At 59.8% G+C, this 19,553-nt stretch carries 17 protein-coding genes; 7 read left to right on the forward strand and 10 right to left on the reverse strand.

Features of this window, described 5'->3' with window-relative positions; translation table 11 throughout:
• Window positions 1-19 precede the first annotated feature (19 nt).
• From C1949_RS08305 to C1949_RS08345, 9 genes are all read right to left on the reverse strand, one after another.
• Window positions 20-625 carry a TetR/AcrR family transcriptional regulator gene (locus tag C1949_RS08305; RefSeq protein WP_104738020.1) on the reverse strand — a complete coding sequence of 202 codons (606 nt, stop codon included), beginning with the start codon at window positions 623-625 and terminating at the stop codon, window positions 20-22.
• Between the two features lie 219 nt (window positions 626-844).
• Window positions 845-1,711 (reverse strand): ABC transporter permease subunit, encoded by an 867-nt coding sequence (locus C1949_RS08310; protein WP_104738021.1) that lies wholly within the window; start codon window positions 1,709-1,711, stop codon window positions 845-847.
• A complete protein-coding gene (locus C1949_RS08315; protein WP_104738022.1) occupies window positions 1,708-2,607 on the reverse strand; it encodes an ABC transporter permease subunit in 900 nt (299 codons plus the stop codon). Before C1949_RS08315 ends, C1949_RS08310 begins: the two co-directional genes overlap by 4 nt.
• On the reverse strand, window positions 2,604-3,740 hold the full coding sequence (locus tag C1949_RS08320; protein ID WP_104738023.1) for an ABC transporter ATP-binding protein: 1,137 nt from the start codon (window positions 3,738-3,740) through the stop codon (window positions 2,604-2,606). Before C1949_RS08320 ends, C1949_RS08315 begins: the two co-directional genes overlap by 4 nt.
• A gap of 133 nt (window positions 3,741-3,873) precedes the next feature.
• On the reverse strand, window positions 3,874-4,965 hold the full coding sequence (locus tag C1949_RS08325) for a polyamine ABC transporter substrate-binding protein (RefSeq protein ID WP_211287110.1): 1,092 nt from the start codon (window positions 4,963-4,965) through the stop codon (window positions 3,874-3,876).
• 117 nt (window positions 4,966-5,082) lie between these two features.
• Window positions 5,083-6,177: an extracellular solute-binding protein gene (locus C1949_RS08330; protein ID WP_104738152.1), complete on the reverse strand. Its 1,095-nt coding sequence runs from the start codon at window positions 6,175-6,177 to the stop codon at window positions 5,083-5,085.
• A gap of 114 nt (window positions 6,178-6,291) precedes the next feature.
• Window positions 6,292-7,656, reverse strand: coding sequence for an aspartate aminotransferase family protein (locus tag C1949_RS08335; RefSeq protein WP_104738025.1), 1,365 nt, complete (start codon window positions 7,654-7,656; stop codon window positions 6,292-6,294).
• Between the two features lie 62 nt (window positions 7,657-7,718).
• On the reverse strand, window positions 7,719-9,065 hold the full coding sequence (locus tag C1949_RS08340) for a glutamine synthetase family protein (protein WP_104738026.1): 1,347 nt from the start codon (window positions 9,063-9,065) through the stop codon (window positions 7,719-7,721).
• Window positions 9,066-9,072: 7 nt separating this feature from the next.
• On the reverse strand, window positions 9,073-9,834 hold the full coding sequence (locus C1949_RS08345) for a gamma-glutamyl-gamma-aminobutyrate hydrolase family protein (protein ID WP_104738027.1): 762 nt from the start codon (window positions 9,832-9,834) through the stop codon (window positions 9,073-9,075).
• Between the two features lie 277 nt (window positions 9,835-10,111).
• On the opposite strand from C1949_RS08345, the gene C1949_RS08350 reads away from it, so the two are divergent.
• The 7 genes from C1949_RS08350 to C1949_RS08380 all read left to right on the forward strand — a co-directional run bounded on the left by C1949_RS08350 (window position 10,112) and on the right by C1949_RS08380 (window position 17,943).
• Complete coding sequence (locus tag C1949_RS08350) at window positions 10,112-11,533, forward strand: glutamine synthetase family protein (RefSeq protein WP_104738028.1); 1,422 nt, start codon at window positions 10,112-10,114, stop codon at window positions 11,531-11,533.
• Window positions 11,534-11,626: 93 nt separating this feature from the next.
• Window positions 11,627-12,886 (forward strand): NAD(P)/FAD-dependent oxidoreductase, encoded by a 1,260-nt coding sequence (locus C1949_RS08355; RefSeq protein WP_104738029.1) that lies wholly within the window; start codon window positions 11,627-11,629, stop codon window positions 12,884-12,886.
• 12 nt (window positions 12,887-12,898) lie between these two features.
• Complete coding sequence (locus C1949_RS08360; RefSeq protein WP_104738030.1) at window positions 12,899-13,525, forward strand: TetR/AcrR family transcriptional regulator; 627 nt, start codon at window positions 12,899-12,901, stop codon at window positions 13,523-13,525.
• Window positions 13,526-14,305, forward strand: coding sequence for a M90 family metallopeptidase (locus C1949_RS08365; protein WP_104738031.1), 780 nt, complete (start codon window positions 13,526-13,528; stop codon window positions 14,303-14,305).
• A gap of 161 nt (window positions 14,306-14,466) precedes the next feature.
• Window positions 14,467-15,345 (forward strand): N-carbamoylputrescine amidase, encoded by an 879-nt coding sequence (gene aguB, locus C1949_RS08370; RefSeq protein WP_104738032.1) that lies wholly within the window; start codon window positions 14,467-14,469, stop codon window positions 15,343-15,345.
• A 4-nt stretch (window positions 15,346-15,349) separates the two neighbouring features.
• A complete protein-coding gene (aguA, locus tag C1949_RS08375) occupies window positions 15,350-16,450 on the forward strand; it encodes an agmatine deiminase (protein WP_104738033.1) in 1,101 nt (366 codons plus the stop codon).
• Window positions 16,451-16,590: 140 nt separating this feature from the next.
• Window positions 16,591-17,943, forward strand: coding sequence for a hypothetical protein (locus tag C1949_RS08380; RefSeq protein ID WP_104738034.1), 1,353 nt, complete (start codon window positions 16,591-16,593; stop codon window positions 17,941-17,943).
• A 129-nt stretch (window positions 17,944-18,072) separates the two neighbouring features.
• Here the strand turns inward: C1949_RS08380 and argH are convergent, their stop codons facing one another.
• A complete protein-coding gene (gene argH, locus C1949_RS08385) occupies window positions 18,073-19,467 on the reverse strand; it encodes an argininosuccinate lyase (protein ID WP_104738035.1) in 1,395 nt (464 codons plus the stop codon).
• Window positions 19,468-19,553: the final 86 nt, after the last annotated feature.

Below are 19,553 nucleotides of genomic sequence, written 5' to 3' on the forward strand. Positions count from 1 at the left end.
TCTGGCAGCAAGGTGGTTGTCAGCCGGTAAGCATTGACCAGCAGGTCTCGCAGGCCGCCTCCAGATCTTCGCTCTGCAGTACCAGCAAGCCTTCGCGCTCGCACTTGACCAGGTTGGCAAAGGTGCCCCAAACCATGGTCAGCAGCACCTCTGCGCGCAGATCGCTGCGGTAAACGCCCTGCTGCTGATACAGCCGGTACTGCGCGACCAGCGGGGCAAAGAACGTTTGTTCCAATTGGCGGCTTTGCTCGTCCAGATACGGGCGGTGATCCTGCATTTCCAGAAACCGGTAGGTGTCCGGGTGTTCGCGGCTATAGCGGATCATGCGTTGCCAGACGACAGCAAACTGCTCGTGCGCCGACAGGTTTGGATCCAGCCCTTCGAACAGCAGGTCCCGTTTGAACTGTCGCTGCTCGCGAAACAGCTCGTTGACCAGAACCTCCTTGCTGCTGAAATAGCGATAGATCGTGCCGGTACCAACCTGAGCCTGTTCGGCCAAGGCGGGCATGGGAACGCCGTTCACACCGCCTTTGGCAAAGACTTTCAAGGCCGCATTGAGAATGGCCTGGCGTTTGTCCTTGATGCGTGGACGGGGTGTTTTTACGGTCATCGAATGAGTGTTCATTCGCGTATTCTAGTCACTATCGCCAGCGTTGTGCAGTGCGTGATAGCGGCTTTTCGCACGTTATGAGAACGCTCTGCACTTATAGAATGAATATTCATTCATAGTAGAGAGGTTAAACCGATTGGTGGTCAAAGCCAACTGTTTTATCTCGGGAGGGGCAAGGTCGTAGTGATGAGCACGGACGAGGCAGGTTGGCTGCCTCGTCCGTGCTCGGATGGATCAGTTGCGACGGCTTTCGATGACCGCCTGCCAGGTGATGGTGTCGTCATCCTCTGGCGGCTGCGCACGGCGTTTGTCGGCACTGCGGGCGATCAGCCAGCCGATCAGGGTGAAGATCGACACCGCTAGCAGGATCAGGCTCGCGACTGCGTTGATTTCAGGCTTCACACCAAGCCGAACGGCGGAGAAGACTTCCATTGGCAGCGTAGTCGAGCCGGGGCCGGATACGAAGCTGGCCAGTACCAGGTCATCGAGCGACAGGGTAAAGGACAGCAGCCAGCCGGCGGCGATCGACGGTGCAATCATCGGTACGGTGATCAACAGGAAGGTCTTCCACGGACGGGCACCCAGATCCATCGCGGCTTCTTCGATCGATTGATCAAGTTCGCTCAGGCGGCCACTTACCACTACCGCGACATACGCGGTACAGAAGGTCACGTGCGCTATCCAGATGGTCACCATGCCGCGTTCCGCCGGCCAGCCGACCATTTGCGCCATCGCCACAAATAGCAGCAGCAGCGATAGACCGGTAATGACCTCAGGCATGACCAGCGGCGCGGTGACCAGGCCGGAAAACAGGGTCCGGCCCCTGAAGCGCTTGATGCGGGTCATGACGAAGGCGGCCAGGGTGCCGAGGCAGACCGCGGCGCAGGCGGTGAAGAAGGCAATCTGCAGGCTGCGTTTGACCGCGTTCATCAGCTGGGTGTTGTCCAACAGGCCAACGTACCAGTGCACTGACCAGCCGCCCCAGACGGTTACCAGCCTGGAGGAGTTGAACGAGTAGACCACCAGAATGATCATCGGCAAGTAGATGAAGATCAGACCCAGCCACAGCATCAGGGTGGAGAACGAAAGGCGCTTGCTCATGCTTTTTTCTCCATTTCCTTGGCTTGGTTGTAGTGGAACAGGACGAGCGGGATGATCAGGATTACCAGCATGACAATTGCCAGCGCCGAGGCCACCGGCCAGTCGCGGTTGTTGAAGAATTCCTGCCACAACACCTTGCCGATCATCAGTGTTTCCGGACCACCCAGCAGTTCGGGGATGACGAACTCACCGACTACCGGAATGAAGACCAGCATGGAGCCGGCAATGATGCCGGTTTTCGACAGCGGCACGGTAATGCTCCAGAACGCTTTGATGCGCCCGGCGCCAAGGTCCATGGCCGCCTCCAGCAGACTGTGATCATGCTTAACCAGGTTGGCATACAGCGGCAGCACCATGAACGGCAGATAGGCGTAGACAACGCCGATATAGACCGCGGTATTGGTGTTGAGAATCTGCATCGGCTCACTGATCAGGCCCAGGCTCATCAGCGTGCTGTTGAGCAGACCGTTGTTGCTGAGAATCCCCATCCAGGCATAAACGCGGATCAGGATCGCGGTCCAGGTCGGCATCATCACCAGCAGCAGGTAGACCAGCTGCTTCTCGCGCGGAGCGCGAGCGATGGCATAGGCCATCGGGTAGCCGACCAGCAGGCAGATCAGGGTCGAGAAGAAGGCAATCTTCAACGATCCCAGATAGGCCGACAGATAGAGGCCGTCCTGGCTGAGGAAGATGTAGTTGCCGAGGTTGAGCATGACGTTGAGCTTCTGCTCGACGTACTGAAAGATCGGCTGATAGGGCGGAATGGCGATCGCGGCTTCCGAAAAGCTGATCTTCAGCACGATGGCGAAGGGCAGCAGGAAGAACAGGAACAGCCAGAGATAGGGGACGCTAATGACCCAGAAGCGCCCAGGCGGAGTCAGGCGTGGCATTTTCATGAGTGCAGAATGACCCCGCTGTCGTCTTCCCAACTGATGTACACCTCGTCCTCCCAGGTCGGGCGAGGCAGCCGGCGTTCGGAGTTGGCGAAGAAGGCCTGCACCATCTTGCCGCTGTCGAGCTTGATGTAGTACACCGAGTGGCCGCCAAGATAGGCGATGTCATGGACCACGCCGTGGGAGCTGTTGTACTCGCCTTCGGGCTTGTCTGCACTGACCCAGACCTTCTCCGGGCGCAGGGCGTAGATGATGTTCTTGTCCTGGGCGCGGGTGGTGATGCCGTGGCCGACGTAAATCGGCTCGTCCAGACAGTCGCACTGGATAATGGCGTGGTCTTCCATGTCGGCGGTGATTTCGCCTTCAAAGATGTTCACGCTGCCAATGAACTCGGCGACATGCCGGCTGACCGGGCTCTCGTAGATGTCCATCGGCGTACCAACCTGGGCAATCCAGCCCTGGTGCATGATCGCGATGCGCTGGGCCATGGTCATGGCTTCTTCCTGATCATGGGTCACCATGATGCAGGTTACGCCGACCCGTTCGATGATCTCGACCAGCTCCAGCTGCATTTGGGTACGCAGTTTCTTGTCCAGTGCACCCATCGGCTCATCGAGCAGCAGGACCTTTGGCCGTTTGGCCAGTGAGCGGGCCAGGGCGACACGCTGACGCTGGCCGCCGGACAGCTGATCCGGTTTGCGGCGCGCATACTCGGTCATGTGTACCAGCTTGAGCATCTCTTTGACGCGCTCGGTGATTTCGGACTTTGACAGCTTGTCCTGCTTGAGACCGAAGGCGATGTTTTGTTCGACCGTCATATGCGGGAACAACGCGTAGGACTGGAACATCATGTTGATCGGACGCTCGTAGGGCGGCAGATCGGTGATGTCCTGACCGTCGAGCAGTACTCGACCCTCGGTCGGTCGTTCGAATCCGGCAAGAATGCGCAGCAGCGTCGACTTGCCCGAACCCGAGCCGCCGAGCAGGGCGAAAATCTCACCGCGATTGATGCTCAGACTGACGTCATCAACGGCCAGGGCTTCATCGAACCGCTTGCTGACGCGTTCAATCTTCACAAAGTCATTGGGTTCGGCCTTGGCCATCGCCTGTTTCATGGCTCCTGCTGCACCAACCATATTCGTCTCCGGATCTCATTCCACCTGTGCAGCAAGGCTGCACAAAAAGATATTGGCAGGTCGCCGGGGCGGCACCTGATGTCGTTGTTCTGTTGATTCAACAAGGGGCTGCCCGCAGGCAGCCCCTTGTGTGTTACTGACCGGACTTGATCCGGCTCCAGGCGCGTGTCATCAGACGCTGGCCGGCCATGGAACGTGGTACGTTGACATACAGACGGCTCATCACCTCATCGGAGGGGTAAATGGCCGGGTCGTTGAGAATGTCCTGGTCAATCAGTTCATTGGACGCCTTGTTCGGGTTGGCATAAGCCACGTAATCGGTGATCGGTGCGATTACGTCAGGGCGCAGAATGTAGTTGATGAAGGCATGGGCGTTGTCTGGGTTTGACGAATCCTTCGGAATCGCCAGCATGTCGAACCACAGGGTCGCGCCTTCTCTGGGGATGATGTACTTGATGTCGATGCCGTTTTCGGCTTCCTCGGCACGCGCAGCCGCCTGGAAGATATCACCAGAGAAGCCGGCCGCTACGCAGATATCGCCATTGGCCAGATCGGAGATGTAGCGCGAGGAGTGGAAGTAGGTAATGTCCTTGCGCACGCCGAGCAGCAGTTCTTCGGCTTTCTTGATGTCTTCGGCATCACTGCTGTTCGGGTTCAGGCCCAGATAGGCGAGAGCATTGGGCAGCATCTCATCGGCTGAGTCGAGCATGCTGATGCCACAGCTGGAAAGCTTGCTGGTGTACTGCGGATCGAAGATCAGCGCCCAGGAGTTGGGTGGTGCCTCACCGCCCAGTGCGGCCTCGACCTTTTCTACGTTGTAACCGATACCGTTGGTTCCCCACAGGTAGGGAATCGAGTGAGCGCTGCCCGGGTCGATGCTTTCCATCTGCTTCATCAGCTCGGGATTCAGGTTGCTCATGTTCGGCAGTTTGCTGTGGTCCAGCTCCATGTAGACGCCAGCCTGCACCTGCTTGGTCAGGAAGTTATTGGAAGGCACGACAATGTCGAAGCCCGAGCGCCCAGTCAGCAGCTTGGCGTCGAGTACGTCGTTGGAGTCGTAAACGTCGTAGGTCACCTGAATGCCGGTTTCCTTCTCGAAGTTGGCAATGGTGTCTTCGGCGATGTAGTCCGACCAGTTGTAGATGTTCAACTGACCGGCAGCGTGTGTGACACCGGCTCCGCCCAGCAGGGCGGCAGTGGTCAGTGCCAGCAACGACTTTTGCATTGGATGCTTCATGGTGTCTCCTGATTCAGGCGCCGGTGCTTGCCAGGCCTGTTTTGGTTCTGGCCGGTGCAGGGAGAGCGCCCCGCAGCCGACCGTTTCTTGTTACTGTCTTCTGTATTACTGACCGGATTTCACGCGCGTCCAGACACGGGTCCGGGTGCGTTCGATGTTGGCCGGCAGCTCTGCCAGGGTAAAGAGTTTTGCCAGTGTCTCGTCGCTGGGGTACACGCCCGGATCGGTGAGTACGCTTTCGTCGACCATCGGCTTGGAAGCCGCATTGCCATTGGCATAGGCAACATAGTTGGAGATGCCGGCGATCACGTCGGGGCGCAGAATATAATCCATAAACGCGTAGGCGTTATCGACATTTTTTGCGTCCTTCGGAATGGCCATCATGTCGAACCACATGGCCGCCCCTTCCCGCGGAATCACGTACTTCACTTCGACTCCGTTTTCGGCTTCATCGGCGCGCGCTGCCGCCTGCAGAATGTCGCCGGACCAGCCTACGGCAACGCAAATGTCACCGTTGGCCAGATCGGTAATGAACTTGGAGGAATGGAAGTAGGTAATGTACGGCCGCACACTCATCAGCAGTTCCTGCGCCTTCGGATAGTCCGCTGCGTCGGCACTGTTCGGGTTCAGGCCGAGGTAGAACAGGGCAGATGGAATGATCTCGGCGGGTGCGTCCAGAACGGCCACGCCACAGGAGGCCAGTTTCTCCATGTTCTCGGGTTTGAATACCAGATCCCAGGAGTTGACCGGTGCATCTTCACCCAGTACGGCCTTGACCTTCTCCGGGTTGTAGCCAATGCCAGTGGTGCCCCACAGATAGGGGAACGCGTATTGGTTACCCGGGTCGTTGGTTTCCAGCGCGCGCAGCAGCGTCGGGTCCAGGTTCTCCCAGTTCGGCAGCTTGCTGCGGTCCAGCGGCAGGAAGGCGCCAGCCTTGATCTGCTTGCCCAGGAACTGGTTGGACGGTACGACAATGTCGAATCCGGAGCTGCCCGACAGCAGTTTGGCTTCCAAAACTTCGTTGCTGTCAAAGACGTCATAGACCGGGCGAATGCCGGTTTCCTTCTGGAAGTTGTCGAGGGTGTCCTCGGCGATGTAGTCCGACCAGTTGTAGACGTTTACCACTTCCTCTGCCATGGCTGCGGTACTGATGGATACAGCAGTGGCCGTTGCCAGCAGGGTCTTGCCCAGATGTTTCATCATCGTTTCAACTCTCCATCCATTGTTTGGAAACGCTGTGTCGGCGTGGACACGTGCCCCTGATCGGGGTAGCGCGCCCACTGGCAGCATAGCCGCTGGTCGGGGGCCGCGCGATCAAACGCCCAGCTGTTCAGCCACCTGATCAAGCACTTTCCAGGCCTTCGCGACGAGCTCGTCGATCTCATCGCGGCTGATGATCAGCGGCGGCGACATGATCATGGTGTCACCCACCGCACGCATCACCAGGCCATTGGCGACACAGAGGTCGCGACACAATGTGCCGACGGTACCCTTGTCCGGGAAGCGCTCGCGGGTTGCCTTATCCTTGACCAGCTCAATGGCACCGAGCAGGCCGACACCGCGCACTTCACCAACCAGGCGATGTGCTGCCAGGCCAGCAATTTTGTCTTGCAAATACGGTGCCGCTTCATCGCGAACGTACTCGACAATCTTCTCGTCGCGCATGATGCGCAGGTTTTCCAGGCCGACTGCCGCCGAGGCCGGGTGACCGGAATAGGTGTAGCCGTGATAGAACTCGCCGCCGTGCTCAAGCATGGTTTCGACCATGCGGTCGCTGACGATCACGCCGCCCATCGGCAGGTAACCGGAAGTCATGCCCTTGGCTATCGGCATCAGGTCGGGCTGCAGGTCATAGTGCTGGCTGGCGAACCATTGGCCGGTTCGGCCGAAGCCGCAAATCACTTCGTCGATGACCAGCAGAATCTCGTACTTGGCCAGGATGCGTTTGATCTCCGGCCAGTAGGTGTCTGGCGGGATGATGACGCCGCCAGCGCCCTGGATCGGCTCGGCGATGAAGGCGGCGACCTGGTCCTCGCCCAGCTCCTGGATCTTGGCCTCAAGTTGCTGGGCGGCCCAGATGCCGAACTCGTCCGGCGACATGTCGCCACCTTCGCCATACCAGTACGGCTGCGGGATGTGGACGATGCCGGGAATCGGCAGGTCGCCCTGTTCGTGCATCACAGACATGCCGCCAAGGCTGGCACCGGCGACGGTGGAGCCGTGGTAGCCGTTGATGCGGCCGATAATGGTCTTCTTGCTCGGCTTGCCTTTCAGGTCCCAGTGGCGCCGGACCATGCGCAGCACGGTGTCGTTCGACTCCGAGCCGGAGCCGGTAAAAAACACATGATTCATGTGCGCTGGCGCGACCTCGGCAATAGCCTTGGCCAGCTCAATGGCCGGCGGGTTCGCGCATTGGAAGAAGCTGTTGTAGTAAGGCAGCTTGAGCATCTGCTGGTAAGCGGCTTCAGCCAGCTCCTTGCGGCCGTAGCCGATATTCACGCACCACAGACCGGCCATGCCGTCGAGCACCTTGTTGCCTTCGCTGTCCCAGAGATACACGCCCTCGGCGCGCTCGATGATGCGCGTGCCGCGCTCACCCAGCTCCTTGTGGTCGGTGAAGGGGTGCAGATAATGGGCGGCGTCCATGGCCTGCAGTTCGGCGGTATTGAGTTTGCTCATACGGTACTCCGGTTTCCGTGGTGTCGCTGCCCTCCGGCAGCGACCGTTACAAGGTTAAGGAATCAGACGGACAGCAGCAGGAATTCGCGCTCCCAGGAACTGATAACCCGTTTGTAGTTCTCGTGTTCAGCACGTTTCACCGCGACATAACCGCGGCAGAACTTACTGCCCAGGACGCTTTCAACGTCCTTGCATTGCTCCATGCGTTCCAATGCCGATTCAATGGTCAGCGGCAGGCGCAGGTTGCGGCGTTCATACGCGCGGCCCTTGACCGGCGCGGAGGGTGCGATCTTGTTCTCCATGCCCAGATAGCCGCACAGCAGACTAGCCGCGATGGCGATGTAGGGATTGGCATCTGCGCCCGGCAGGCGGTTCTCGACCCGGCGGTTCTGGGGGTTGGAGTCCGGCACGCGCAGACCGGCGGTGCGGTTTTCCTCGCCCCACTCAACGTTGACCGGTGCCGAGGTGTCTGGCAGGAAGCGGCGGAACGAGTTGACGTTCGGCGCGAACAGCGGCAGCACTTCCGGGATGTAGCGCTGCAGGCCGCCGATGTGATGGAGGAACAGCTCACTCATGCTGCCGTCATCATTGGAGAAAATATTTTTGCCGGTCTTGGCGTCGACAATGCTCTGGTGCAGGTGCATCGCACTGCCCGGCTCATTGGTAATTGGCTTGGCCATAAAGGTGGCTGTCATGTCGTGCTTGAGGGCTGCTTCGCGCATGGTGCGCTTGAACACCTGAATCTGGTCAGCCAGATGCAGTGAGTCGCCGTGACGGAAGTTGATTTCCATCTGCGCGGTGCCTTCCTCGTGGATCAGGGTATCCAGATCCAGGCCCTGTGCCTCGCACCAGTCGTACATGTCTTCGAACAGTGGATCGAATTCGTTGGCGGCGTCGATAGAGAAGGACTGGCGACCGGTTTCCTGGCGGCCGGAGCGGCCGATCGGCGGCTGCAGCGGCAGGTCCGGGTCTTCGTTGCGGCGGGTCAGGTAGAACTCCATCTCGGGCGCGACGATTGGCTTCCAGCCCTTCTTTTCATACAGCTTGAGCACGGTCTTGAGCACGTTGCGCGGTGCCATCTCGATGGGGTTGCCCATCTTGTCGAAGCAGTCATGGATGATCTGCGCGGTCGGTTCCAGCGCCCACGGCACCATGAACATCGCGGTCTCGTCCGGCTTGCAGATCATGTCGATGTCGGCCGGGTCGAGCAGGTCGTAATAGATGTCGTCTTCTACATAGTCACCGGTGACCGATTGCAGCAGGATGCTTTCGGGCAGGCGCATGCCTTTTTCCGAGATAAATTTCATTGTCGGAGCGATCTTGCCGCGGGCAATGCCGGTCAGGTCGCCAACCATGCATTCCACTTCAGTGATCTTGTTTTCTTTCAGCCAGCTTTCAATCTTGTTCATAACTGCCTCAGGAGTGCCGCGACGCGCGGGCCCGGCAGGCGTTACCGAACGCCTGGAAAATGGACAGGTAAAAGGGGGTTTGGGTTACCTGCCATTCGGGGTGCCACTGTACGCCGAGAGCGAATTGGGTTGCCTGACTGACCGAGAAAGCCTCAATCAGTCCATCGGGTGCTGTCGCTTCAGGCTGCAGACCGGTTCCCAGTGTAGCGACTCCCTGAGTGTGCAGGGAATTGACCTGAGCCGAGCTGCAGCCTGAAATTTCGTAGAGCAACCCCCCGGGTTCAAGGCGAACCTCGTGGGCTGGTCCATACTGGACGTCGACGGGCTGATTTTTGTCTTCGCGGTGTTCGATATAACCGCCAACTTCGTACAGTCGCTGATGCAGGGTGCCGCCGAAGGCGACGTTCATTTCCTGAAAGCCGCGGCAGATGCCAAGTACCGGTACGCCGCGGTCAATGGCGGCGCGAATCAGCGGCAGGGTTGTCGCGTCGCGCTTGGGGTCGTGTTTGGTGCCTTCGACACTGTCCGGCCCTCTATAATGATGGGGCTCGACATTGGACGGCGAGCCGGTAAACAGAATGCCGTCCAGCATCTCTAGCAGCTGATCGCTGTCCAGTCGCTCGCCCAGGGCTGGAATCAGCAGCGGCAGGCCGTTGGCACCGTCTACAACGCCGAGGATGTACTTCTCTCCGACGATGTTGAACGGGTGGAGGCCAAGCTGTTCTGAGCAGCAGACGATACCAATGACGGGTTTGCGTAGGACGGACATTTGATGTTCCAGCAAGTCAGTGACAAAGTGAATGCGAACCGATTGTTGTTCGTTTTTTCGTACAATAGCAATAAAAAATAATTAACACAAAGAGCAAAAATAACGAACACAAGAGCCGCTTATTTTCGTCAATATTCGCCATGTGTGGCCTTTTATAGTGCAGTGCGCACCATGTTTGTGCGGTATTAGTTCTATTGACTCCGAAGGGCCTTTCGGATTAACTCACAGCGTGTAAGTTCTGTGATTGATATATTTTACAAATAACAGGTGAAATCCCATGCAGCCCCAAGCCGGAGCGGATGCTGTAACCGCCGTTGCCGCCACGCCCAGTGAGCCGGTAGGCATCCAGGAAGCGGAGGCCTTTCTCGCCACGCATCCGGAAACCCATTTTATTGACCTTCTTATTGCCGATATGAACGGCATCGTGCGCGGCAAGCGTATTGATCGTTCTGCGTTGGCCAAAGCATTCGAGAAGGGCATCGCATTGCCGGCATCGGTCTTTGCGCTCAATATCCAAGGTACGACCGTAGAGGAGACCGGACTCGGTCTGGAGATCGGCGATGCTGACCGCATCTGTTTGCCGATTCCCGGAACGCTGACGGTGGAGCCATGGCAGAAGCGTCCAACTGGACAATTGCTGATGACCATGTACGAGTTTGACCGCAAGACCCCCTTCTTCGCAGACCCCCGCTATGTTCTGCAACGCATCGTAGAACGCTTCAAGGACCTCAAGCTGACCCCGGTTTCTGCCTTTGAGCTGGAGTTCTACCTGATTGACCAGGAGAACATCACCGGCCGACCGCAGCCGCCGCGCTCGCCGATGTCCGGTAAGCGTCCGAATTCGGTGCAGGTTTACTCCATGGATGATCTGGACGAGTACGCCGAGTTTCTTGAGGACGTCATCGAAGCTGCCCACGAGCAGGGCATCCCCGCTGACGCCATCGTGGCCGAGTCGGCTCCGGGGCAGTTCGAAGTCAACCTGCATCACGTTGATGATCCGGTGAAGGCCTGTGATTTCAACGTGCTGCTCAAGCGGGTGATAAAGAACGTCGCCTATGACCATGAAATGGATACCACCTTCATGGCCAAGCCGTATTACGACCAGGCCGGCAACGGCATGCACGTGCATATCAGCCTGATGGACGAGAACGGCCGCAATATCTTTGCACCGAACCCGGATGGCAGCCTGAGCGACACCCTGCGTTGGGCGATTGGTGGGTTGCTGGAAACGCTGCCGCAGTACATGGCCTTCCTCTGCCCCAACGTCAACTCCTATCGCCGCTTCAGTCCGAGCTTCTTTGTGCCTTGCGCGCCGACCTGGGGTATTGATAACCGCACGGTGGCAGTTCGCGTACCCGGCGGTGAGCCGGAGGCCATGCGTATCGAGCATCGTCTGGCTGGTGCCGATGCCAACCCGTATCTGTTGATGGCTGCATTGCTGTCAGCGATTCATTACGGTATCAGCAACAAGGTCGAGCCGCCGGAGATGACCGAAGGTAACGCCTACGATCAGCACGAACCGTCGTTGCCGACCAACCTGCGGGATGCGCTGCGTGAGCTGGAAGCCTCCGAGGTCATGAAGGAGTACATCGGCGAGGAGTATCTCGACGTCTTTGTGCTTTGCAAGGAAAGCGAGATGGAGGAGTTTGAGAAGACGATCTCCGACCTTGAGTACATGTGGTACCTGCACACCGTGTAAGGGCGTGTGGAGTTGGTCGGCGCTTCCTTGACGGCGTGACCCATCACAATCCCGCCATCCGGCGGGATTGTTCGTTATACGAGAGCCTTTGTGATGAATGATTCCTGGTATCGGGCCAGTGTGCCTGCTGTTCCGCCCCGTGCGCAGCTGCAGGGTGTGCTGGATGCGGATGTCTGTATCGTGGGTGCCGGTTTTACTGGCCTGTCGGCAGCGCTGGAGCTGGCCGAGGCCGGGCGCAGCGTGATTGTGCTTGAGGCCGAGGATGTCGGCTGGGGGTGTTCTGGTCGCAATGGCGGGCAGATCAACCCCGGCGTGGCCTGCGATCATGCAAGGGTGGTACGCGAGTTGGGCGAGACCGATGCGCGTCGGGTGTGGCAGCTGGGCGTCGATGGCGTGGACCTGCTCCGTGACCGGGTCGAGCGGCATGGCATTGACTGCGATCTGAAATGGGGCATTCTGCTGGTTGCCAACAAGGCCCGTCATGTCCCTGAGCTGCATGCCTGGCAGGACGAGCTGGGTGCGCTGGGCTACGACCGATTGGAGTTCCATGACCGCGCAGCGCTTCAAGGTCTGCTCCGAGCCGATTATCACGCCGGCGTCATGGACTGGGGTGGCGGTGATCTGCATCCGTTGAAGTACGTGCAGGGACTGGCGCGCGCAGCTGAGCAGGCAGGCGTGCGTATCCTTGAGCGGTCCGCTGTGCGCAGCTATAGCGAGCAGCGCGGGCAGGTTCAGGTTTGTACGGCTGGCGGTCAGGTGCGCGCCGGCCATCTGCTGCTGGCGGGTAACGCCTACCTCGGCAAGCTGCTGCCCTGGTACCGCAAGGGCTTTATGCCGATTGGCAGCTATATCGGGGCGACTCGGCCGCTCGGTGATCTGGCCGGGCAGTTGATTCCCTCCCGCGCAGCGGTCTGCGACATGAACACCCTGATCGATTATTACCGCCTGACGCCGGATAACCGTCTGCTGTTCGGTGGGCGCGCGAGCGCCCGCGATGCCCGTCCTGATGCATTGCGCCAGACCATGCGTGAGCGCATGGCGCAGGTGTTTCCGCAGCTGGCGGGTGAGGATTTCGAATATCTCTGGGGTGGTCAGGTAGCAATGACCATGAGCAAGGCCCCGGTGTTTGGTCGGCTGGGCCAGCGGGTGCTGTTCACCCAGGGGTATTCCGGGCAGGGGGTGGCGCTGGCCGGGCTGGCTGGCAAGCTGATGGCCGAGACGGTGTTGGGCGATGCGCGCAACTTCGACCTCATGGCGCGCTGGCGTCACCTGCCGGTTCCGCCGGGTGCGCCGCTGCAGACCGCTATCCGGGCGCTGGCGTTGCTGTGGTATCGTCTGCAGGACAGTCGTTGATACGGAACCCCTATGAGCAGATCCGCCCCGAAACGCCGCGCCAGCAGTCAGGACCGGATCGACCGTATCCTCGAGGCGACCACTGCGCTGCTTGATCAGGGCGGACTGAGTGCGCTGTCGATCTATGCCATCGCCGAGCAGGCCGGCATCCCGCCGTCTTCGGTGTATCACTTCTTTCCTCAAGTCAGCGACGTCTTGGCGGCGCTGGCCGAGCGCCTGTTTCTCCAACTGGATGCGATTCTCCAGATACCTCCGGTCTCCCGTCCGTCCAGCTGGATGGAACTGGTGGCCGACATTGAACAGCGCTTTCAGGATTACTACCGCAGCAACCCGGCCGCCCGTGAGCTACTGCTGGCTGGGCACGATCTAGCTGCGATTCGGCAGGCGGATCAGCAGCACGATCAACTGCTTGGGCGGCGTTTTCAGCAATGCCTGGCAGAGGTCTTCGTGTTGCCGTCGTTGCCGAATGATGTGGATGTCTTCGCGTTGGCGATGCAGGCGGCAGACAAGCTGCTCGCCGTCGGCTATCAGCAGTCGGGTGAGCTGTCGGGCCCGACCTGCCGTGAAGCAACACGGCTGATGACCGCGTATCTGGGTGTCTACCTGCCGCCGGTGCTGGCGCGCGTCGAGGGACGCTGAGTGGGGCTGTTGCGCTGGTGGCGTGCGCGCAGCGAGCAGCGTCGACTGCAACGCGTGCAGGCTGAACTCGACCCGGCGCTTTGGCAGCAGGCGCTGGGTGACTGGCTCTGCTACCGTCACCTGAACCCGGAGCAACGTGAGCGTCTGCACGATACCGCGCTGCGCTTTCTGCTGCGCAAGCACCTGCACCCGCTGGAGGGTGTTGAGCTGGATGATGTCCTGCGACTGCGAGTCGCTGGAATGGCGGCGCTTCCGGTGTTGGAGATCGGTCTTGACTGGTACGACGGCTGGCAGACGCTAGTGCTGTACGACGGCCCGTTTCGTACCCGGCAAAAATGGCGTGATGAAGCTGGCGTCGTGCACGAAGCGGTACGTGAGTTGAGCGGTGAAGCCTGGTTGCGCGGCCCGGTGGTGTTGTCGCTGGAGGATGTGAGCCACTCGGGGCGCGCGGACGGATTCAACGTGGTGATCCATGAGTTGGCGCATACGCTGGATATGCGCTCGTCGGTCGCCAACGGCTCGCCGCCGTTGCACCGGGGCATGAGTCAGACGGACTGGGCGCGTGATATGCAGGCTGCCTGGGATGATCTGGCCCTGCGTGCCGAGCGCGGTGAGCACCTGCCCCTGGATGCCTACGCGCTGGAGGCGCCGGCAGAGTTCTTTGCCGTGCTGTCGGAGAGCTTTTTTGAGTGCCCCCAGGTGTTACACGGCACCTGGCCGGCGGTTTATCGGCACTTGACCGATTTTTATCGGCAGAACCCGCTGCGTTGGCATACCTGAGCGGCAGGCTGACGTAGACAGGGCTATGCTTGCCCTGCTGAATCGGAGTAAATGCGGTTAAATATCGATTTTCCGGCCTTTGTTTTATTGCTAGTCTGATTCTGATTAGGTATAAGTCGATAATTATCGGCTTAAATGGCTTTTATCTTCAGGAGTGCGTCATGACCCGTACCGTTACCGTAGCTGCAACCCAGATGGGCTGTTCCTGGGATCGTCAGGCCAACCTTGCGCAGGCAGAAAAGCTGGTGCGCGAGGCCGCCGCCCAAGGTGCGCAGGTCATCCTGATTCAGGAGTTGTTTGAAACGCCGTACTTCTGCCAGAAGCCCAACCCGGACTATCTGCAGTTGGCGACACGGGTCGAAGACAACCCCGCAATCAAGCACTTTCAGGCGCTGGCGAAGGAGCTTGCGGTGGTGCTGCCGATCAGTTTCTTCGAGCTGGCCGGACGGGCGCGCTTCAACAGTGTTGCCATCATCGACGCCGATGGCAGCAACCTGGGCATCTATCGCAAGAGCCACATCCCTGATGGTCCCGGTTATCACGAGAAGTACTACTTCAACCCGGGCGATACCGGCTTCAAGGTCTGGCAGACCCGTTATGCGAAGATTGGCGTTGGCATTTGCTGGGATCAGTGGTTCCCCGAGTGCGCGCGCAGCATGGCACTGATGGGCGCCGAGCTGCTGTTCTATCCGACCGCCATCGGCAGCGAGCCGCATGACCACAGCATCAACTCGCGTGATCACTGGCAGCGGGTGCAGCAGGGCCATGCCGGTGCCAACCTGATGCCGCTGATTGCCAGTAACCGGATTGGTCGCGAAGAGCAGGATGGCTATGACATCACCTTTTACGGCTCCTCATTTATCGCCAACCAGTTTGGCGAGAAGGTGCAGGAGCTGAACGAGACGGAAACCGGCGTGCTGGTGCAGACCTTTGATCTGGACGAGCTGGAGCACATCCGCAGTGCTTGGGGGGTATTCCGTGACCGTCGTCCGAATCTGTACGGTCCGGTCAAAACCCTGGATGGTGAACTGGAGTCCTGAGCTGATGTTCAACCTGCATACCACGCCGCGCCACGATGGTTACTTCATGCCCGCCGAGTGGGCGCCGCACAGCCAAACCTGGATGATCTGGCCAGAGCGACCGGATAACTGGCGTCAGCAGGCGGCGCCGGCGCAGGCGGCTTTTGCTGCTGTGGCGCAGGCTATCGCCGGATTTGAGCCGGTGACCGTTGGCGTTTCTGCGGCAGAGTATGCCAACGCCTGTGCTCAGCTCGACCATCCGGCGATTCGCGTGGTTGAGCTGAGCAGCAACGATGCCTGGGTGCGTGATACCGGGCCGACCTTCGTCATTAACGGACAGGGCGGGCTGCGCGGCGTTGACTGGACGTTCAATGCCTGGGGCGGCGAGCTTGGTGGGCTCTACCGCGACTGGGCGCTGGACGATCAGGTCGCCAGCAAGATTCTGTCGATGGAGCGCTGCCCGCGTTATCGCACCGAGGGCTTCGTGCTCGAAGGCGGTTCTATTCATGTCGACGGTGAAGGCACCCTGCTGACAACCGAAGAATGCCTGCTAAACGCCAATCGCAACCCGCATCTGCAGCCCGAGGAGATCGAGCTGCAACTGTCGGAGCACCTGGGGATCAGCAAGGTCATCTGGTTGCCCGAGGGCCTGTTCAACGATGAAACCGACGGCCACGTTGATAACTTTTGCTGTTTCGTTCGTCCTGGCGAGGTGCTGTTGGCCTGGACCGACGACCCGCAGGACCCGAATTATCCGCGCTGCCAGGCAGCGGCCGAGGTGCTGGCCACCGAGCGCGATGCTCAGGGGCGCGAGCTGATCGTGCACCGGATTCCGATCCCCGGGCCGATTCACGCGACGGCCGAAGAGTGCGCGGATGTGTTGGCGGTGGACGGCAGTCAGGCCCGTGACCCCGCGATTCGTCTGGCCGGCTCCTACGTCAATTTCCTGATCGTCAACGATGGGATTGTTGCGCCCTGCTTTGATGATCCGCGTGATGCCGAGGCGCTGGAGGTGCTGCAGCGGATATTTCCCGAGCGACGGGTGGTGACGGTTCCCGGCCGTGAGATTCTGCTGGGCGGTGGCAATATTCACTGTATTACCCAGCAACAACCGTCAGTCGGATGAGCGGTGCGGAATTGGCTCACATCCCAGGTTTGAGTACTGGAGACTGGCGAGCCCAGCGGGCATAATCGGACTGTACCAATACGGAGCCGAGCGCTTAAGCTCGGCGGTTTCAGGATGTAATCCGTCCAGAAGGAATTTTCATGCTGTTTATCAAAAATCTTCCCTTCCCGCTTACCCGTGGCGCTGTCGCGCTGGGTATGGCGGTTACCCTTGCTGGTTGTGCAGCTACCCAAGGCACCGCGGTATTCGATGCTGAAGGCAAGGCTCGTCTGCAGGGCGAAATTACCAGCACCAGTCCGGTCAACTTCAGCGACGGCTCGCACCATCAGGTCTTCAGCGTCAAGCTCAAGCAGGGCGATCTGGTACGTGTTCAGCAGGGTGGCGCGCTCGATGGCGCTGTGTTGACGCTGGTCGATGAGCGCAATCAACTGGTCAGCGGCCCGAATCACGGCACGCTGCATCTGACCCCTGACGCCGATGGCACCTACCGTCTGGGCGTTAGCGGCTCTGGCCCCAGCACCTTTGGTCCGTTCCAGCTGGCGCTGGAAAAGGTCTCTGCGCGTAATGGTGGCGCACTTGAGCTGGATGACTCGGTCTTCGGTCTGCTGACCCGAGGCAATCAGGCCAACGACTACACCTTGACTGTTGCTGAGGCCGGCCTGTACGAAATTACCATGACGTCTGATGACATGGATACTGTGCTGAAACTGAGCGGTGGTTCTGTGTCGGCTGAGGATGACGATGGCGGTGGCGGTACCAACTCCCGTCTGACCGTTCAGCTGGATCCTGGCAGCTACCAGGTCACCGCGACCGCACTGGATGACCCGGCAGAGGGCGCTTACGATCTGTCGGTGACCAGCCGTCCGCTGCCTGAGGGTGTGGAGCTGGTCAACGGTGGTCCGATCGAACTCGGCAGCAGCATTACCGGTCTGGCCGATAGTAGCCCGAAGGTCTACAGCTTCGATGTGTCAGAGCGTTCGCTAGTGCGCGTGGTCATGAGTTCTGCGGTTGTCGACAGCTATCTCTCCCTGCAGGGTCCGGGTGTTGACGTGAGTGACGACGATGGCGCCGGCAGCAATCTGGATGCGGCCATTACCACTCTGGTTGCTCCCGGCAGCTATCGGGTCAGTGCCTCTACTGTAGACGGCAGTGCCGGTCTGTTCACGCTGACCACCTCAACCCAGGCGGTCAATGGCAACGGCTCCAGTCTGCGCCCTGGCGAGGCCGTTTCCGGCGTGCTGTCCGGTGCCAGTGTCGAGAAGACTCTGGTCGTCAGGGAGGCCGGCCACTATAAGGTTGAGCTGTACTCCAGCGACTTTGATGCCATGCTGAAGCTGACTGGCAATGGTGTAGAGCTGGAAGACGATGACGGTGCCGGCGGAACAAACTCGCGTATCAGCACCTATCTGGAAGCGGGTCGTTACACGTTGGCCGCGAGCAGCTACGACAACAACGGTCGTGGCAGCTTCGTGATCAGCGCCGAGCGCGAGTAGTAAGTAGTAAGGCCGGCAGCCCGGTTGGGCTGCCGGTTAGAGGCCCTGTCGCCGTTTCGTTCGCTCTGCCTGCCTGGTCGATACATGGCCGCCGGCAAGGGGGTAAGCGAAGCGGCAACAGGCCCTGACTCAGGCTTTGAGCAGGGCGCGGCCGCGTTGGACTGCTGCCAGCACCTGAGCCGGTGCCGTGCCGCCAATATGGTCGCGGGCGTTGACTGAGCCTTCCAGTGTCAGAACTTCAAATACGTCCTGTTCGATCTGGTCGCTGAAGCGGCGCAGTTCATCCAGCGACATTTCTGCCAGATCCTTCCCGGAATCCACACCGTACTTGACCGCATGCCCGACGATCTCGTGGCAGTCGCGGAAGGGAATACCTTTGCGCACCAGATAGTCGGCCAGATCGGTGGCGGTGGAGAAGCCGCGCAGCGCCGCCTCGCGCATGACCTCGACCCGCGGCTCGATGGCCGGAATCATATCGGCAAAGGCGCGCAGGCTGTCGCGTAGGGTGTCAACCGCGTCAAACAGCGGTTCCTTGTCTTCCTGGTTGTCCTTGTTGTAGGCCAGTGGCTGGCTCTTCATCAGGGTCAGCAGCCCCATCAGGTGACCGTAGACGCGGCCGGATTTGCCGCGCACCAGCTCAGGAACGTCCGGGTTTTTCTTCTGCGGCATGATCGAGGAACCAGTGCAGAAGCGGTCGGGCAGGGCGATGAAGTTGAACTGGGCGCTGGTCCAGAGCACCAACTCTTCGGAAAAGCGCGACAGGTGCATCATTGCCAGCGAGGCGGCGGCGCAGAATTCGATGGCGAAGTCGCGGTCGGAAACACCGTCCAGCGAGTTGCCGGAGATGGCTTCAAAGCCGAGCAGCTCGCAGGTCACGCTGCGGTCGATCGGGTAGGTGGTGCCGGCCAGCGCAGCGCTGCCCAGCGGCATGCGGTTGACCCGCTTGCGGCAGTCGATTAGGCGCTCGCGGTCACGCTGCAGCATCTCGAACCAGGCCAGCAGGTGGTGGCCGAAGGTCACCGGCTGGGCGGTCTGCAGGTGGGTGAAACCGGGCATGATCACGGCATTGTGGCGCTCGGCCTGATCCAGCAGACCGGTCTGCAGGCGGATCAGCTCGGCGACGATGACGTCAATTTCTTCGCGCAGCCAGAGGCGGATGTCGGTGGCGACCTGATCGTTGCGTGAACGGCCGGTATGCAGCTTCTTACCGGTGATGCCGATGCGGTCGGTCAGCCTGGCTTCGATGTTCATGTGCACATCTTCAAGGTCGACCCGCCAGTCGAACTGCCCGGCTTCGATCTCGCTGCGAATGCCGTTCAGGCCATCGATGATGGTGTCGCGCTCGGCATCGGTCAGTACGCCTACCTTGGCCAGCATAGTGGCGTGGGCGATCGAGCCCTGAATGTCGTGCTTGTACAGACGCTTGTCGAAATCCACGGAGGCGGTGAAACGGGCAACGAAGGCGTCGACCGGTTCGCTGAACCGGCCACCCCAGGATTGGTTGGTTGTCTTGTCTTGGGTCATGTCTCGGATGGGTCCGCTGCGTGTAGTATCAGAAAACGCGTAGCATACCACTTCATGCTTGCACGATGGCGGCGGGCTGGCAGACA

The sequence above is a fragment of the Halopseudomonas oceani genome, from assembly GCF_002903165.1.
Taxonomy (GTDB): Bacteria; Pseudomonadota; Gammaproteobacteria; order Pseudomonadales; family Pseudomonadaceae; genus Halopseudomonas; species Halopseudomonas oceani.

Bases quoted from the DNA above. Each gene is read 5' to 3' on its own strand.
- C1949_RS08305 (WP_104738020.1), bottom strand. From the start codon at position 625: ATGAACACTCATTCGATGACCGTAAAAACACCCCGTCCACGCATCAAG.
- C1949_RS08310 (WP_104738021.1), bottom strand. From the start codon at position 1,711: ATGAGCAAGCGCCTTTCGTTCTCCACCCTGATGCTGTGGCTGGGTCTG.
- C1949_RS08315 (WP_104738022.1), bottom strand. From the start codon at position 2,607: ATGAAAATGCCACGCCTGACTCCGCCTGGGCGCTTCTGGGTCATTAGC.
- C1949_RS08320 (WP_104738023.1), bottom strand. From the start codon at position 3,740: ATGGTTGGTGCAGCAGGAGCCATGAAACAGGCGATGGCCAAGGCCGAA.
- C1949_RS08325 (WP_211287110.1), bottom strand. From the start codon at position 4,965: ATGCAAAAGTCGTTGCTGGCACTGACCACTGCCGCCCTGCTGGGCGGA.
- C1949_RS08330 (WP_104738152.1), bottom strand. From the start codon at position 6,177: ATGAAACATCTGGGCAAGACCCTGCTGGCAACGGCCACTGCTGTATCC.
- C1949_RS08335 (WP_104738025.1), bottom strand. From the start codon at position 7,656: ATGAGCAAACTCAATACCGCCGAACTGCAGGCCATGGACGCCGCCCAT.
- C1949_RS08340 (WP_104738026.1), bottom strand. From the start codon at position 9,065: ATGAACAAGATTGAAAGCTGGCTGAAAGAAAACAAGATCACTGAAGTG.
- C1949_RS08345 (WP_104738027.1), bottom strand. From the start codon at position 9,834: ATGTCCGTCCTACGCAAACCCGTCATTGGTATCGTCTGCTGCTCAGAA.
- C1949_RS08350 (WP_104738028.1), top strand. From the start codon at position 10,112: ATGCAGCCCCAAGCCGGAGCGGATGCTGTAACCGCCGTTGCCGCCACG.
- C1949_RS08355 (WP_104738029.1), top strand. From the start codon at position 11,627: ATGAATGATTCCTGGTATCGGGCCAGTGTGCCTGCTGTTCCGCCCCGT.
- C1949_RS08360 (WP_104738030.1), top strand. From the start codon at position 12,899: ATGAGCAGATCCGCCCCGAAACGCCGCGCCAGCAGTCAGGACCGGATC.
- aguB (WP_104738032.1), top strand. From the start codon at position 14,467: ATGACCCGTACCGTTACCGTAGCTGCAACCCAGATGGGCTGTTCCTGG.
- aguA (WP_104738033.1), top strand. From the start codon at position 15,350: ATGTTCAACCTGCATACCACGCCGCGCCACGATGGTTACTTCATGCCC.
- C1949_RS08380 (WP_104738034.1), top strand. From the start codon at position 16,591: ATGCTGTTTATCAAAAATCTTCCCTTCCCGCTTACCCGTGGCGCTGTC.
- argH (WP_104738035.1), bottom strand. From the start codon at position 19,467: ATGACCCAAGACAAGACAACCAACCAATCCTGGGGTGGCCGGTTCAGC.